Genomic DNA, 15139 nt, shown 5'->3' on the forward strand with positions numbered 1-15139 from the left:
GCAGACTGAATTAGGTCAAACCAAGTTGGCGCGAAGAATATCACGTCAGGACAAACCCGCGCGTCTGTTCCCGACTTGATAGTCCTTTTACGTTCAGGGGCTTATCAGCTGGAGGGGGTTGAACATGAATCTTGGGGCGGGCATTTAAGTATTGGGGTGACTGGACGGGCCTCTTCGCGAGCAAGCTCTGCTCCTACGAAAAGCGGGTATCAACGATCCCCGTAGGAGCAAAGCTTGCTCGCGAAGGCGGCCGCTCAATCACTGCAAAACTCTGTTACAACCGAAACCGATCCACAGACTGCGCCAACTGCCCCGCCAGACTCGACAGCTCATCCGTAGTCGTCGCCGTCTGCCCGATCACCCGGCTATTGCCCTCGGACATCCCCGCAATCATCTCCACCTGATGCGCAATCTCGTTACTGGCCAAGCTCTGTTCGCCAATCGTGCGGGTAATGTCGTTGACCAACTGCGTGGTACTCAATGTCGCCTCCAGAATCTCGCGGATCGCTCGTTCAACCTCCGCCGTCACCGCCATGCCCTTGTCGACCTGCGCCACGCCCGCTTCCATGCTGCTCACCGCCTCGCGGGTGCTGTGCTGAATGCGCGCGACCATCGCAGCAATTTCCTGGGTCGAGGCACTGGTGCGTGCCGCCAGACTGCGCACTTCATCCGCCACCACGGCAAACCCCCGGCCTTGTTCGCCCGCCCGCGCTGCTTCGATCGCAGCGTTAAGCGCCAGTAAATTGGTCTGGTCGGCGATGCTTTTGATCACTTGGATAATGTTGAAAATGCCTTCGGATTCCTGATCCAGCGTGCGGATCACTTGCGCCGACTGTTGCGCCGAACGAGCAATGTCGTCCATATCGCTGACCACTTGATGAATCACCCCGCCGCCCTCCTTCGCCAGGTTTTCTGCCTGATTGGCCATGCTCAGGGCGCGTTCGGCGTGGCGAGTGATTTCCTCGATACTCGCGGTCATCTGGCTGGCAGCAGCGGCCATGGTGCTGGCGGCGACGCTTTGTTGCTGGCTGCTGTCGGCGACTTGATGGCAGCCGTGGCTGAGTTGCTCGCTCATGCCGCTGACGCCGTGGGCGTTGCTGCGCACCACGTCGATCATGTTGCGCAAATCGCGCTGCATGGTCGCCAGCGTGCGAATCAAGGCACTCGCTTCGTCCTTACCGGTTGGTTCGGAGATCGGCTCGCTGAGGTTGCCGTGGGCGATGCTTTCGGCGATGCGGCTGGCGGTTTTCAACGGCCCGAGAATGCTGCGGATCACCCAGCGCCCCTCGACCAAAAGCAGCAACAGCCCCGCCAGTAAGACCACGCCGAGGGCAATGTTGGCGTTGCGGATCGCGGCTTCGGTGCCAGCGCCGGTCTCACGGGTATTGGCTTCAATCAATTCACTCAACGCGGCCATCTGCGTTTCCAGCTGGCTGAAGGCCGAATTGAACGTGCCCAGTTCCTGCTGCGCAGCGTCCGGGTTATCCAGCGCCAGGCCGACAATGCGTTCCCCGGCATTGATGTAAGTTTCAAGGCTCGGTTTGATCTGCTCCATTGCCGTGCGCAACGTCGGGTTGATCGGCAGCTTCAGGTTTTCTTCCAGCACTTCACGAAAATGCCCCGCATGTTCCTCGATCGAACTGCGTGCCTCGGCCGCCGTGCTGGTGCTTTTGCCCAGCCCCACCAACATTGCCGAATAGACGTCGGCACGCAGGGCGTCGTGCATCATGTCCGCTTCCATGTGGTTGCGCAGCGCGCTCATGCTCACCGCGTTGTCGCTCACCGCCGAGGCCATGTGCAGGTTACCGACGTAACTGACCAGACTCACGAGCAATGCCGTCAGCAGACTGGTAACAATCAGCAACACTAAACGCAGTTTGATCGACACCGTGGGTTTCTCCTTGGGGAACGCCGGTAAAGGCCTGTCAGTCCTAGAGTTAAGCCTATTTGCGCCGGTCTGCCGCGCCAGAGCGTGTCGGCAGATGTCTGCGCGCAGGGTAACGGCGATAAAACTTTCAGTTTGAGCGGCAAGTCTCACTTTTCAACGCACGCGGACAAGGTCTTCATCGCCGGTTAATGCCGGCAGGCTATTGAGTCCGTCGTTCTGAAAACTCATGCAGCACAAGGAAACGCTTATGAAACGCGCACTGTGGTTAGGCCTGCTCGGCACCTTCGCAATCGGCACTGCTCAGGCAGCGACGGAAAAAGTCGCGATCAATCTGGTCAGCGCCGACGGTGCACCGCAGGCGATCGGCTCGATTACCGTCAGTGAGACGCCGTATGGCCTGTTGTTTACTCCTGATCTGAAATCCCTGCCGGCCGGCGTGCACGGTTTTCACGTGCACGAAAACGGCAGTTGCGAGCCGGGCATGAAGGACGGCGTCAAAGGCGCGGCACTGGCAGCTGGCGGGCACTTCGATCCGCAGAAAACCGGCAAGCACCTCGGCCCATACGCAGACGGCCATCTCGGTGACCTGCCGGCGGTGTACGTGACCGCTGACGGTATCGCCAACTACCCGGTGCTGGCGCCGCGCCTGAAGAAAATCTCCGAGATCAAAGGCCACGCGCTGATGATTCATGCCGGTGGCGACAACCATTCCGACATGCCAAAACCCCTCGGTGGTGGCGGTGATCGCATGGCCTGTGGCGTGATTTGATAGAACTCGCGTCAAGACCGGGCACCCGCCATGGCGTGCCCGCGTCTGCAGAATTAACGCCTCACGGAACTCCCGACCTCCGCGCACCTCTCACATTATGCAGTCCTTCCCTTTTTGCTTAGCGCTTGTGGAGGAACCCCGTCATGCGCAAGTTATTGCTCGTTTCTTCTTTACTCTTATGCCTGCCCGTCGGCTCCGCTATGGCCAAGGTCGACGCTGGGGATGTGGCCACTTCGGCCGGCGTTTCCGCCTCGCTGTACTCGACCTTCAAGGATCACAAAATGGTGATCCCGGCGCGTGACGACTTGTCTGCCTTTGTCGCCAGCGGCGGAGCCATTCGCGGGGTTTATCTTGAGTCGGTGTTGCAACAGGTTCGTCAGGAAAATCCCGGCATCAATGCCAGCGATGAAGACCTCGCCAACGCGATTCTGGTGCATTACGAAGGCTTGAATCAGTAACCGGCACGGAGCAAGCAGCCGATGGATGGCCGCTGAAGGCGCATAGGCAAAACTGTCCGACGGCCTCTATGATGGAGGCCATGACGACGACTGCGCCTTTGCGCTCCCCCTGCCCACCCGGCGCCTGCGATTGCGGGCGCGACCCGTTGCTGGACACGCCCGGCGCGGATTTGCGCATCCTGCGCCTGACCCGCGAGGAAGAAAAAGTCCTGCTCGCGCGCCTCGAAAAACTGAAAAACCTCGACGACCTCCGGCACCTGCAAAAACGCATGTTCGAGCAGTTGGGCATTCGCGTCGACGTCTCACCGGGGTTTCACGAAGTGCGCACCATGCTCGGCATCGAGATCGAAATCGACGCGCTGCCAGGTCTGTGCCGCAAAACGCGCAAGTCGATTCCAACGGCGATTCGACGGGGCTTGAACAACAACCCCGAAATCGCTTTTGAATTGCTTAACGCCCACGACTTGCTGCGCGACACCTGATCACTTTTTCATGCCGACTCGTTTGCGCATCTCGGCGGTGATGCTCTGCCGGGTCTTCTTCATGTCAGCCCACGGCTCATCGCCAACCTCGGCCAACCGCTCGTGGACGTTATGCACGTTCCATTGATTGCCGCCCTTGATCTCCCCAACCTCTTCACGAAACAGCGGTACCGACACCGGTAGCCCTTCGCGCGTACGCGCCGAGTAAGTGCAGATGGTGGTGGCGCCGAGGCCGTTGCGCAGGTAGTCGATGAAGATCCGCCCGACACGGTTTTTCGGCCCGGACACCGCCGAAAATCGATCCGGCAACAGTTTGGCCATATGGCTGACGATCGCGTGGCTGAAATCCTTCACTTCATCCCAGCCGAGCTTGCGGGTGATCGGCACCACCAGGTGAATACCTTTGCCGCCGCTGGTTTTCAGAAACGCTTTCAAGCCGAGTTCATCGAGCACGGTCAAGGTCAGCGCGGTGGCTTCGACCATGCTTTTCCACGGCAGCGCCGGATCGGGGTCGAGGTCGAGTACAAAGCGATCGGGTTTATCCAGATCCACCGTGGTTGCGTTCCAGGTGTGTAACTCGACGGTGCTCATCTGCACCGCGCCGATCAGCGCTTCGGCATTGTTGATCAGCATCACCGGTTGGCCGGTGACGTCTTTGTCCAGCGTGCTGATGCCGGGGATCGCCAGGCGCTCGGCGTTCTTCTGGAAGAACAGTTCACCCGCAATGCCATCCGGCGCTCGCACCAGCGCAACCGGGCGATCCTTGAGTTGCGGCAGAATCCATTCGGCAACGCTCGCGTAGTACTCGGCCAGTTGCATTTTGGTCGTGCCGCTGACCGCGTCGATCACCCGATCAGGGTGAGTGATGCGAACCTTGCCGTTGGCCAGACCGAGTTGCGACGGCGCAGTCTCAGCCTTTTCCGCGGCCACTTTTTTCGCCATTTTTTTTGCAGGGCTTTTCGCTGCAGTTTTCGTCTCTGAAGTCTTCACCGGTTTCGCTCGCTCCTCAGTGATGTCCTTGGCCGGTTTGTCATCGCGCAAACCATGGAACACGGCGTGGCGCACCGAGCCGTCCTTGGTCATTTCAGCGAAGGCGATTTCGGCCAGCAATTTCGGCTTGAGCCAGTGCACGCCTTTGGCCTCGAAACCGCTCGGCGGATTGACCACGGCAGCCTTCTTCACCTGCAACGGTTTCAGCTGCGCCAGAATGCTTTTCAGCGTCGCTTCGTTGAAGCCCGTGCCAACCTTGCCGGCGTAGCGCAATTCGCCGCTGTCGCGATCATGCAGACCGAGCAGCAAGGCACCGAAGGCACTGCGCGAACCTTTCGGATCGGTGTAGCCGACGACGACAAATTCCTGCCGATGCTTGCACTTCAGTTTGATCCAGTCGCCGCTGCGTCGCGACACGTAAGGCGAGCCGAGGCGTTTGCCGATCAGGCCTTCCATCTGCATCTGACAGGCACTGTTGAGCAACGCATCCGGGGTTTCGTCGAAGGCTTCGGAATAACGCAGCAGCGGATTCTTCTGCGCGCCGAGGATGGTCGCCAGCGCGGCTCGACGCTCTTCAACCGGCACCTCACGCAAGTCGACGCCGTTGAGATAGGGCAGATCAAACAGGTAGTAGAGAATGTTGCCGCTGCGCCCAGCCTCTAAAGCATTTTGCAGCGCCTGAAAATCCGGCACGCCATGTTCATTGGCGACGACCATTTCGCCGTCCAGCCAAGCCGATTCCAGACCCAGCGCGGCCAACGCTTCAGCCTGTTGCGGCAACTTGTGCGTCCAGTCGTGGCCGTTGCGGGTGAACAGTTGCACCTGGTCATGATCGATCCGCGCCATGATCCGGTAGCCGTCGAATTTGATTTCGTAGCTCCACTGCCCTTCAGGCGCGCAATCAACCAGTGTGGCCAACTCGGGTTTGAGCTGCGCCGGCAGCTTGGCTTTATGCGCGCCCGTCAGCGTGCCGCTGGCTTTTTTTCGCGATTTGGCGGCGGGTTTCTTCACCGGTTTGCTTTGCTCGGCGGCGAGTTTCGGTTTGTCGACGAGGGTGCGTTCGCTCAACACGCTGTCCGGCTCAGCGACTAGCACGTCGTAATCATCTTGCGGCCGCGCGGCGCTGTCCTGATGTTTGATCAGGAACCACTGCTCCTTTTTCCCCGGCATGTGCGTGCGCACCAGATTCCAGATCCCACCGAGTTTCTCGCCTTGCAGCTCGAATTTGAGCTTGCCTTTGGCGTAGGCCTGTTGCGGATCCTCCTGCGGAATCCACACGCCGCGATCCCAGACAATCACATCGCCCGCGCCGTAATGCCCTTCGGGAATGCTGCCCTCGAAGGTCGCGTAATCCAGCGGATGATCCTCGACGTGCACCGCCAGGCGCTTGACCTTGGGATCCAGCGACGGCCCCTTCGGCACGGCCCAACTCTTCAACGCGCCATCGAGTTCCAGGCGAAAGTCATAATGCAGGTGCGAAGCGTCGTGCTTCTGGATGCAGAACTGCAAGGCGTGCTCGGCGGCGGTTTTGCGGCCCGAGCGTTTGACTGCCGCCGGTTCCGAGGTTGCCGAGAAATCGCGCATGCGGTTGTAGTCGTCGAGGTTCCTGTTCATCGTGCACCTGCCTGATTTCAGCCCATTCGGGTGACGGTCAGCGCCACCACGGCGATTCGGTCAACCCGTTGATATCCGGGGTTCAGCAGCTCTTCGCCAAAGACATCCGGATCGATTTCACGGTACGTCCAGGCGAAGCGTTTTTCATCGAGTCGCGGCAGCACCGTGTCGAGGAATGGATCACGGCCATCGACCATCGCCACGCCGGTATAGAGCAGCAGCGAACCACCGGGAGCCAGCCGATTTAGCGCTTGCTCGACGATCCGTAGTGACAGTCCCGCGCCGAGTGTTCCGCCACCGTGGCGATAGGCGCGCTCCGCCGGATCCGCCATGTACGGCGGGTTGGCGACGATCAGATCGAACTCGCCGTCGACGCCTTGCAACAGATCACTGGCGTGAACTTCAACGTTGGCGACTTCCGCCAGCGCCGCGTTAATTGCAGTCAGGCGCAGCGCGGCGGGGTTGATATCCAGCGCCAGGACTTGCGCCTCGCGACGGGCTCGGGCGATCACGATCGCACCGACGCCCGCGCCACAACCGATGTCGACCGCGCGATGGATCGGGGCGAAGTTCTGTTGCAGATGAGCGTGGATCATCTGGGCGAAACGGTAGGTGTCGGGGCCGAAGAACACCGAATCCGCCGCGTCGGTCGGGAACGCCGAATGCACGAACAACAGATCATCCAGGCTCGACCAGCGCACGCGACTTTTCAGTTGGCCTTCGTAGGTGTCGATGACTTGCGCCTCCTGTAACTGGCGCTGTTCGTCGGCGGACAACAATCCGGGTTCGAACGGCCGCGACCAGCCAAACACATCACGCAGGCTGTCAGCCATTTGCCCTTCGTCGCGCTGATTAACGCGCTGATGCGTCAGCGGCGTCGGGGTGATGAAACGGTAGCCATCGGCCTGAAGGCGCCGGCCCAGTTGCAGCAGCGCCAGATCATGGCTGCTGAATTGTTCTTCCTGACTCATTGAAAATTTCCTTACGGCTGGCGTGACTTGAGTTCGATGAATCGTCGGGTGGCGAGCAACCCGGCCGGGTGTGCATGGCGATCCGGGGCGAGCCACGGAATCAGCGTCGCGATTTGCGTGAGACCGTCCTGACCTTGCAACGCCGCGTTCAATTGCTGCACATCGGGATCCTGCTCGGGCACCGCGAACGATGCCGCCGTTTGAGGCCGACGCCGAGCGACTTTCGGCTTTTCCGAAGATTTCCAATCGCCGGCAATCCAGTCATGCACCAGTTGTTTTTCATAGGCGTTGAACACGCCGAACATCGCCGCACCGTCACCCGCGATCAGTTGCCAAAAGCGGCTGTTCTGTGGGTCTTCGTTGCGTTTGATCCAGCCTATGTCCTGCAGCGCTTGCATGAAGCCGGGCAGTTGCTCAGGCGTCGACAGCCATTGATTGACGGTCTGGCCTTCAAAGCGGCAGTAGTCGGAATGCATGTGCTGGCCGAACGGCCGCTTGCGCTCAAGCATCGCCAACAATTCACGCTCAAGGTCGAAGCCTTCGATGATCGCGCGACTGCCCTGCCCCAGATCATTAAGGCGATAACCGAGCGATACACGACGCAGAAAATCGGCGCGATCAGCCTCCAGTGGCAACAGGTCGAGCACCGCCTGCACGGCTTTTTGCGCATGGCCGGTGCTGGCGTTGTCGATGGTCACGTGCAAAGTGAAATAGTAGGGATCGATGCCCAGCTCGCTGAGTTCGTAACTAGTGATCAGCAGGTGCAATGGCAGCTGCTCGTAACCCAGGTTGTAGCCGATCACTTCTGGCAAGCAATCGGCACCGGCGATGCCAAGCGCCAGTTGCAACGCGCCTTGCAGGTAGTGTTCATCGGCGATTGCGGCGCTGTCCTGCAAGTCGTGTTCGGCAAGGAGTTTGCGGTAGATCACCACATGGTTTTGCGCGGGGTTGCCGTCGCCGAGTTCTTCCAGATAGGTGGTGAGCAAACCGGCGAAACGCGGATCCTGCCACTGCGCCAGCAAGCCATACAACCACGCGCCGTCGACCAGTTTGGTCGGCGCCACTGCTTGCAGAAAGTACAGCGCCTGCGCCTTGCAGGTGAAAAATTGCCGAGCCCCGCCGGCTTTACGTTGTTGCAGATATTCGGCGTATTGCTGCGCGACATCGGTGCAATGTTCGGCCACCCAGGCGTGCCACGTCGTCGGGTCTTGCGGCAGGGTATCCGGGAGTTGCCCGGCGTTTTGCAGTTGCTCGTGCAGGAATGACTGCGCCAACGCCTGCGGATTTTCATCCTTGAGCAACGCGTCATAAATGCAGCGGATATTCCCGGCAGGATTGATCGCCTGCGGCTGGGCAGGCGTGGAATGCAGGCGTGTCAGGACGGTCATGGCAGTTTTCTCGGTCGATTGGCAGGACGCTGTTCACGCGCCTCTACAGCAGCAGAGGCGTCGCGCCTGTGAAAAATTCAATCGACGTGAAAATTGCCCGGACGGACGGCCCCTTCGAGGCGTTTGCAGCCAATGAATCTCCTGCGACATCTGAAACTTCTGAAGCTCCTGAAACTCCTGAAACTCCTGAAACTGATGAAATCCCCTGTAGGAGCTGCCGAAGGCTGCGATCTTTTGATTTTGTTTTTTAAGATCAAAAGATCGCAGCCTTCGGCAGCTCCTACATGGGCAAACATCGTATTACGGGATTAGATCGTGTAATGGGGTTACATCGTGCAACGGGTTGGATTCGCGTTTGGGCGAGGGATGGCTAGGGTTCAAAGACGATGATTTTTGGAGGGCAAAGGAATGCCTGTTGCGGCAAAAGGATGTGGATTGAGGAAGGGGCGGTATTCGGAAGGTGGGCGAGTTTATCTGCTGACGGTGGTGGTAGATCAGAGATTTCCCGTTTTTGGCGATTTTCAGCTGGGTCGGCTACTGGTTCAACAGTTACGTTTTGCAGAAGAATCGGGATCGGTTCAATCACTGGCATGGGTCATCATGCCGGATCACTTGCATTGGCTGGTTGAGCTGAAACAAGATTCATTGGCGCAACTGATGTGCCGCGTCAAATCGCGGAGTTGTCGGTCGATCAATCTCAGGCGTGGCAGTCATGGAAGGTTGTGGCAGCGCGGGTATTACGATCGGGCATTGCGGCGGGATGAGGATTTGAAAGCGGCTGCGCGGTATATCGTGATGAACCCTTTGCGGGCCGGGTTGGTTGCGCGGTTGGGGGATTATCCGTTGTGGGATGCGGTTTGGGTTTGAAAATCCAGATCAAAAGATCGCAGCCTTCGGCAGCTCCTACAGGGACAAATACACCCAATGTGCTGCGATCTTTTGACGTTGGCTTACGCCTGCCCTTTGGCCTGTTGCTCGAGATGCACCTGCAAATCCGGATCGATCTGCAACGCTGCTGCCAGTTCATCCAGATAGCTGCGTTCGGCATCCTGCTGGTCATCCACGAGCAATACGCTGGACAAATACATTTCGGCCGCGATGGCGGGGTCGCCGTTTGCCGATTGCGCGACTTCACTGGCGTCCAGCGGTTTGGCGACTTCGGCGTCGAGCCATTGCTGCAATTGCGGATCGTCGGTGTGCTTGCCGATTTCTGCGCTGATCAAGTGTTTTTCCGACTCGTCTATGCGCCCGTCGGCCTTGGCCGCTGCGATCAAGGCGCGCAGCACTGCGTGGCTGTGTTCTTCGACGTCCGGGCCCGCGAGCAGGTTGGCCGTTTGTGGAATCTGTTGTGGCGCCGTGCTGGCCTGGCTGCGTTGCCAGGCTTGATACGCCTGGTACGCCATCATCCCCAGCGACGCCAGTGCCGCGTAATTGGTGCCGCCGCCGGAACGACTTTGCGTGCCGCCACCGCCGCCCAGCGCGCCACCCAAGGCGCCGCCCAACCCACCACCGCCAGCCGAACCGCCGCCGAGCAATCCACCGAGCAAACCGCCCAGTCCGCCTAGACCACCGGCAGACCCGCCGCCGCTCGCCGCGCCCGAGCCGCCACCAAGCAGACCACCCAGCAAGCCCCCGAGCCCGCCCAGACCGCCACCGGCCGAGGCGTTACTTTGTTGTCCCGCCGAGGCCTGGCCTCGCAGCAGTTGTTCGAGTAAATCAGTGGTGTTCATGGCGTCATCCTCAGACATTGGCAGTGACTGCGTCTGGCAACTCTAGACCCCTGCGGCCATTGCGCCAGCACCGTTTGGCCGACACTCAAGGCCCCGGCGGGTTTGCCCGGGAATTTTTCCATCGGCCAGCTAAGATTCAAGGGTGGTGAACCTTATCCCGGCCAGACCGGTCGATAGCTGCAACCCCGACCCGGTTTGCCGGCGCCCTTGCCACTCAAGGGTGATACCCGGCTTGCTTCACTTTCTGGAGAACGCCCCCGTGATATCGACCGTACACATCGCCAGGCTCAAAGCATGGGGCGCCCATGGTTTTACCGCGACCGGCGTGGTCACTGCTTTTCTTGCCACCCTCGCCCTGCTGGAAAACCAGCCGACCCATTGCCTGATGTGGCTGGGCGTGGCGCTGATCGTCGACGGCCTCGACGGCGCCCTCGCGCGCAAGGTCAATGTGCAATCGGTGCTGCCGAGTTTCGACGGTTCGATCCTCGATTTGGTGATCGATTACCTGACCTACGTATTTATTCCGGCACTGTTTATCTATCGCTATATTCCGCTGCCGGATTACACCCTGCTGCTGACCGTGTCGCTGATTCTGGTGTCGTCGTTGTTCTGCTTCTGCAACGTCAATATGAAGAGCAAAGACAACTACTTTGTCGGGTTTCCGGCGGCGTGGAATGTGGTGGCGCTGTGTTTGTACATCATCGGCCCGGGGCCTTGGATCACGTTTTTGACGGTGATCGGGCTGGCGCTGTTGACGGTGACTCGGATGAAGTTTTTGCATCCATTCCGCGTGCGCCGGTTTATGCCGATCAACATTGCGGTGACGGCGATCTGGCTGCTGTGCAGCTTGTCGCTGGTGCTCAATCACCCGGTGATCAACCCGTTGGTGATGGGGTTATGGTTGCTGATGTCGGCTTACTTTCTGGGGATCTGCATCTGGCGCACGGCGCTGGAATGGTTTGATCGGGCGCATCAGAAGTAGGCCCACCACAATCTCATTGTAGGAGTGAGCCTGCTCGCGATAGCGGTCTGTCAGCCGATACATGTTTCATAGACAGACCGCTATCGCGAGCAGGCTCACTCCTACAGGGGATCTCCACTAGCGTTTGCTGATCACCACCTCCAGATACTCACTCGGCACCACCAGCGAACCCTCTCCTGCTCGATTCATACGATTGAGCAAATCCGCCAGATCACTTTCCAGCGCCTGCCCACTCTCCGGCGGCAGCGCGGCGAACGCTTTGTGCACCGGCCCGTACCAATGGCGGAAGATATCGATGAAGTGCGCCGCCGAGCGATAGCGGAAATTGAACTCGCGGCGTGTTACCTGCACGACAAAATCATGATCATCGAAATGCTCATGCAGCCAAGCTTCCGTGCCCCAGTTCGACGGTGGCTGGGCGATCGCCGGGGGCGGCAGATGCCGGCCGAGGGTTTTGAACATCTGGCCGACGAAACCTTCCGGCGTCCAGTTGGCCAGGCCGATCCGTCCACCTCGGCGACAGACCCGACCCAGCTCAGCGGCCGCTTTGTCCTGATCCGGAGCAAACATCACGCCGAACGTCGACAGCACCGCGTCGTAACTCTCATCTTCGAACGGCAGATCCTCGGCGTCGGCGACTTGAAAAGTCACGTCAAGATGTTCGGCGCGCGCCCGATCCTGTCCACGTTCCAGCAGCGCTGCGACGTAATCGGTGGACGTCACCAATGCGCCCCGCCGCGCCGCTGCCAGCGTGGCATTGCCGTTGCCGGCCGCGACGTCCAGCACCTCTTCATCGCAACGCAGATCACAGGCTTCGGCGAGGTTTTCACCGACGATTTGCAGGGTGGTGCCGATCACAGCGTAATCGCCACTGGCCCAGGCGACCTTCTGGCGTTCTTTCAAGGCAGTCAGATCAATCGGTGCAGTCATGAATTCGAGCTCCGCTGCGTTCTTGTTATGGACATAGAAAACCGGGCCGGCAGTGACCCCGCTCAATCACTATCGCGCCGCGTCTGCCTGGCGTCCCGGCCAATCGTCCGGCAACCCGTCAAAACCGCTGCTTTGCCGATGAATGGTGGAAATCTGTAAAGCCGCTGCAACAGCCTCGGGATTGCCAGCGGCGGTGGATTGGTTTTTGATGCACGACCGCCTCTGGAACGGACTCGACCGATGTCACTGCAAATCGATTGGCTCGCACATCACATGCAACACAGCGACCGCTATGCCGAATGGATTCATCAGCAATTTCACTACGAATATGCGCAACAACCACTGGCCGATTGGCAGCGTGAATTTGCTCAAGGGCAAAGCAACGGTGAATGGTCGTGCCTGATTGCTCTGGACGGCGAACGTCTGATCGGCGGCGCAGCGTTGGCCCGCGATGATCTGGCCCATCGGCCGGATCTTGGCCCGTGGCTGGCCTGCGTGTTCGTCAGCCCCGAGGCGCGCGGGCAAGGCTTGGCGGAGCGTTTGATTGACGGGATTTGTCAGGAGGCGAAGGACTGCGGGTTTGCGCGCTTGTACCTGCACACGCAATCCAAGCAGGACTACTACGCCAAACGCGGCTGGCAAGTGATGGAACGCTTCCGCGCGTGGGACAGTGAACACGCGCTGATGGCCCGCGACCTCTAATACACACCCCTTGCCCTGTAGGAGCTGACGAGTGAAACGAGGCTGCGATCTTTTGATCTTAAAAATCAGCATCAAAATCAAAAGATCGCAGCCTCGTTTCACTCGACAGCTCCTACACTCATTTATACCCAGTCGAGGGGGCCGCAGGGCGCAGCGAACGCCCTGCCCGAATCCCCGACCACCGCCCGGTGGCGCATGCCTCGACCGTCAACGCCGCCGGACTGTGATCCTGTTTCAGGAGCACACACAATGGACGAGGCCCGACTCAACGACTTCATGGGCAAACTGGTCAACGACATGGGCGGCGCGGCGATGCTGGCCAATGTCATCGTCGGCGAAGAGCTCGGGCTGTACCGGGCGATGGCCGACAGCCAACCAATCAGCCCCGAAGCCCTCGCCGCAAAAACCACCTGCAACCCGCGTCTGGTGCGCGAATGGCTCAGCGCCCACGCGGCGTCCGGCTACATGGAGCACCTCGACGGCCAATTCCGCTTGCCGGAAGAACAGGCACTGGCGCTGGCCGTAGAAGATTCGCCGGTATACGTCGCCGGCGGACTGGGCGTGTTGGCATCGTTTTTCCACGATAAAGACAAACTGGTCAAAGCCATGCGCGGCAACGGCGCCCTGCCGTGGGGCGATCACCATCCGTGCATGTTCACCGGCACCGAGCGCTTCTTCCGGCCTGGTTATAAAGGTCACTTGATTGCCGAGTGGTTGCCGGCGCTGGACGGCGTGGTCGCCAAACTGGAGGCCGGCGCCAAAGTCGCTGATGTCGGCTGCGGTCACGGCGCCTCGACGGTGATCATGGCGCAGGCGTTTCCCAATTCGCGTTTCGTCGGTTTCGACTACCACGCGCCGTCGATCACCGTCGCCACTCAGCGCGCTGAAGAAGGTGGCGTCAGCAGTCGGGCGACGTTTTTTCAGGGCACCGCGAAAAGTTACCCGGGCGATGACTATGACCTGATCTGCTATTTCGACTGCCTGCACGACATGGGCGACCCGGTCGGTGCTGCGCGGCATGCCTACGATTCGTTGAAGGATGACGGCACGGTGCTGCTGGTCGAGCCGTTCGCCAACGATACGCTGGACGACAACATCAACCCGGTCGGGCGGTTGTTTTACGCGGCGTCGACGTTTATTTGCACGCCGAATTCGTTGTCGCAGGAGGTGGGTTTGGGTCTCGGTGCGCAGGCTGGGGAATTGCGTTTGCGAAAGGTGTTTACCGAGGCAGGTTTCAAGCATTTTCGCCGCGCCACACAGACACCGTTCAACCTGATACTGGAGGCGCGTAAATAACCCAGCCAGAAAAGTCAGTGCTAACCTGCATGTCATCCTCCAGCCTTCGGAGCGCTTGCCATGCTCGACAGCCCGACCCGCGAACACCTCGACACGCTGCAACAGGCGATGGCCGATGGCGATTTTCTGGTGCTGACCGGCGCCGGCATCAGCACGCCCTCGGGGATCCCCGATTACCGCGACAGCGACGGTGTGCGCCGGGGCCGGCAGCCGATGATGTATCAGGAGTTCCTTGCTGCGCCGGAATCACGCCGCCGCTACTGGGCGCGGGCGATGCTGGGTTGGCCGCGAGTGCGCCAGGCGCGGCCGAATCCTGCGCATGAGGCCTTGGCCACGTTGCAGAGCCACGGGCGAATCAGCGGACTGATCACGCAAAACGTCGACACCCTGCACGATCAGGCCGGCAGTCACGATGTCATCGAACTGCACGGCAGCCTGCACCGAGTGTTGTGTCTGGATTGCGCCCAGCGCAGCGAACGCGATGCCATTCAGCAGGTGATGGAAGCGCAGAACCCGTACCTGGCAGGCGTCGATGCGGTACAGGCACCCGATGGCGACACCCTGCTCGACCCTGCGTTCGAAGCACGCTTTCAATCGCCGCGCTGCCCGCATTGCGACAGCGAACGGCTGAAACCGGATGTGGTGTTTTTCGGCGAAAACGTCGCGGCCCATACGGCGGCACGGGCGATGGCCGCAGCGGAAAGTGCTGCGGGTTTGTTGGTGGTGGGGTCGTCGTTGATGGCGTATTCGGCGTTTCGCTTGTGCCGGGTGATCGCGGATCGGGGCAAGCCGTTGATTGCGATTAACCTGGGCAAAACGCGGGCGGATGATTTGCTCGATCTGAAAATCGAAGCGTCTTGCGAACAGATTTTGCCCCTGCTGACACAAAACCTGACTCCCTGAGCATCCCTATCCCCTGTAGGAGTGAGCCTGCTCGCG

The 15139-nt window shown here is 59.9% G+C and carries 14 protein-coding genes and 1 pseudogene; 8 read left to right on the top strand and 7 right to left on the bottom strand.

What is annotated here, in order from left to right; translation table 11 throughout:
- Positions 1–274: 274 nt before the first annotated feature.
- Both ACIP66_RS10415 and ACIP66_RS10420 read right to left on the bottom strand, forming a co-directional pair.
- The gene (locus tag ACIP66_RS10415; RefSeq protein WP_400647800.1) at positions 275–1138 is read right to left on the bottom strand and encodes a methyl-accepting chemotaxis protein; all 864 of its coding nucleotides are present in this window, start codon (positions 1136–1138) and stop codon (positions 275–277) included.
- A pseudogene (locus tag ACIP66_RS10420) lies at positions 1133–2038 on the bottom strand (HAMP domain-containing protein); the annotation flags it as partial. The gene ACIP66_RS10415 and the pseudogene ACIP66_RS10420, both read right to left, overlap by 6 nt.
- Before the next feature lie 97 nt (positions 2039–2135).
- On the opposite strand from ACIP66_RS10420, the gene sodC reads away from it, so the two are divergent.
- From sodC to ACIP66_RS10435, 3 genes are all read left to right on the top strand, one after another.
- Entirely contained in the window at positions 2136–2657 is a 522-nt protein-coding gene (gene sodC, locus ACIP66_RS10425) for a superoxide dismutase family protein (protein WP_159812454.1), read from the top strand.
- A gap of 143 nt (positions 2658–2800) precedes the next feature.
- Positions 2801–3115, top strand: coding sequence for a DUF2388 domain-containing protein (locus tag ACIP66_RS10430; protein WP_053119287.1), 315 nt, complete (start codon positions 2801–2803; stop codon positions 3113–3115).
- Positions 3116–3195: 80 nt separating this feature from the next.
- Positions 3196–3597, top strand: a complete 402-nt coding sequence (locus ACIP66_RS10435) for a hypothetical protein (RefSeq protein WP_400647706.1) — start codon at positions 3196–3198, stop codon at positions 3595–3597.
- Here the strand turns inward: ACIP66_RS10435 and ligD are convergent, their stop codons facing one another.
- From ligD to ACIP66_RS10450, 3 genes are read right to left on the bottom strand one after another with little or no spacing between them, the layout of a single operon-like run.
- Positions 3598–6201: a DNA ligase D gene (gene ligD / locus ACIP66_RS10440; RefSeq protein WP_400647708.1), complete on the bottom strand. Its 2604-nt coding sequence runs from the start codon at positions 6199–6201 to the stop codon at positions 3598–3600.
- A gap of 17 nt (positions 6202–6218) precedes the next feature.
- On the bottom strand, positions 6219–7172 hold the full coding sequence (locus tag ACIP66_RS10445) for a methyltransferase (protein ID WP_400647710.1): 954 nt from the start codon (positions 7170–7172) through the stop codon (positions 6219–6221).
- 11 nt (positions 7173–7183) lie between these two features.
- Positions 7184–8560, bottom strand: coding sequence for an iron-containing redox enzyme family protein (locus tag ACIP66_RS10450; protein WP_400647713.1), 1377 nt, complete (start codon positions 8558–8560; stop codon positions 7184–7186).
- A gap of 408 nt (positions 8561–8968) precedes the next feature.
- Between ACIP66_RS10450 and ACIP66_RS10455 the strand changes: the two genes are divergently transcribed.
- A complete protein-coding gene (locus ACIP66_RS10455) occupies positions 8969–9427 on the top strand; it encodes an REP-associated tyrosine transposase (protein WP_400647716.1) in 459 nt (152 codons plus the stop codon).
- 83 nt (positions 9428–9510) lie between these two features.
- On the opposite strand, the gene ACIP66_RS10460 is transcribed toward ACIP66_RS10455, so the two are convergent.
- Positions 9511–10290, bottom strand: coding sequence for a tellurite resistance TerB family protein (locus ACIP66_RS10460; RefSeq protein ID WP_400647719.1), 780 nt, complete (start codon positions 10288–10290; stop codon positions 9511–9513).
- Positions 10291–10549: 259 nt separating this feature from the next.
- Between ACIP66_RS10460 and pcsA the strand changes: the two genes are divergently transcribed.
- Complete coding sequence (pcsA, locus tag ACIP66_RS10465) at positions 10550–11272, top strand: phosphatidylcholine synthase (protein ID WP_053119275.1); 723 nt, start codon at positions 10550–10552, stop codon at positions 11270–11272.
- Positions 11273–11389: 117 nt separating this feature from the next.
- On the opposite strand, the gene ACIP66_RS10470 is transcribed toward pcsA, so the two are convergent.
- Positions 11390–12202 carry a class I SAM-dependent methyltransferase gene (locus ACIP66_RS10470; protein ID WP_400647723.1) on the bottom strand — a complete coding sequence of 271 codons (813 nt, stop codon included), beginning with the start codon at positions 12200–12202 and terminating at the stop codon, positions 11390–11392.
- A gap of 240 nt (positions 12203–12442) precedes the next feature.
- On the opposite strand from ACIP66_RS10470, the gene ACIP66_RS10475 reads away from it, so the two are divergent.
- From ACIP66_RS10475 to ACIP66_RS10485, 3 genes are all read left to right on the top strand, one after another.
- Entirely contained in the window at positions 12443–12904 is a 462-nt protein-coding gene (locus ACIP66_RS10475; protein WP_400647725.1) for a GNAT family N-acetyltransferase, read from the top strand.
- A gap of 249 nt (positions 12905–13153) precedes the next feature.
- Positions 13154–14200, top strand: coding sequence for a class I SAM-dependent methyltransferase (locus ACIP66_RS10480; protein ID WP_400647728.1), 1047 nt, complete (start codon positions 13154–13156; stop codon positions 14198–14200).
- 60 nt (positions 14201–14260) lie between these two features.
- Entirely contained in the window at positions 14261–15103 is an 843-nt protein-coding gene (locus ACIP66_RS10485; RefSeq protein WP_400647731.1) for an NAD-dependent protein deacetylase, read from the top strand.
- Positions 15104–15139: the final 36 nt, after the last annotated feature.

The organism is Pseudomonas sp. NPDC088429 (genome assembly GCF_044753305.1).
In the GTDB taxonomy this organism is placed as follows: domain Bacteria; phylum Pseudomonadota; class Gammaproteobacteria; order Pseudomonadales; family Pseudomonadaceae; genus Aquipseudomonas; species Aquipseudomonas rustica.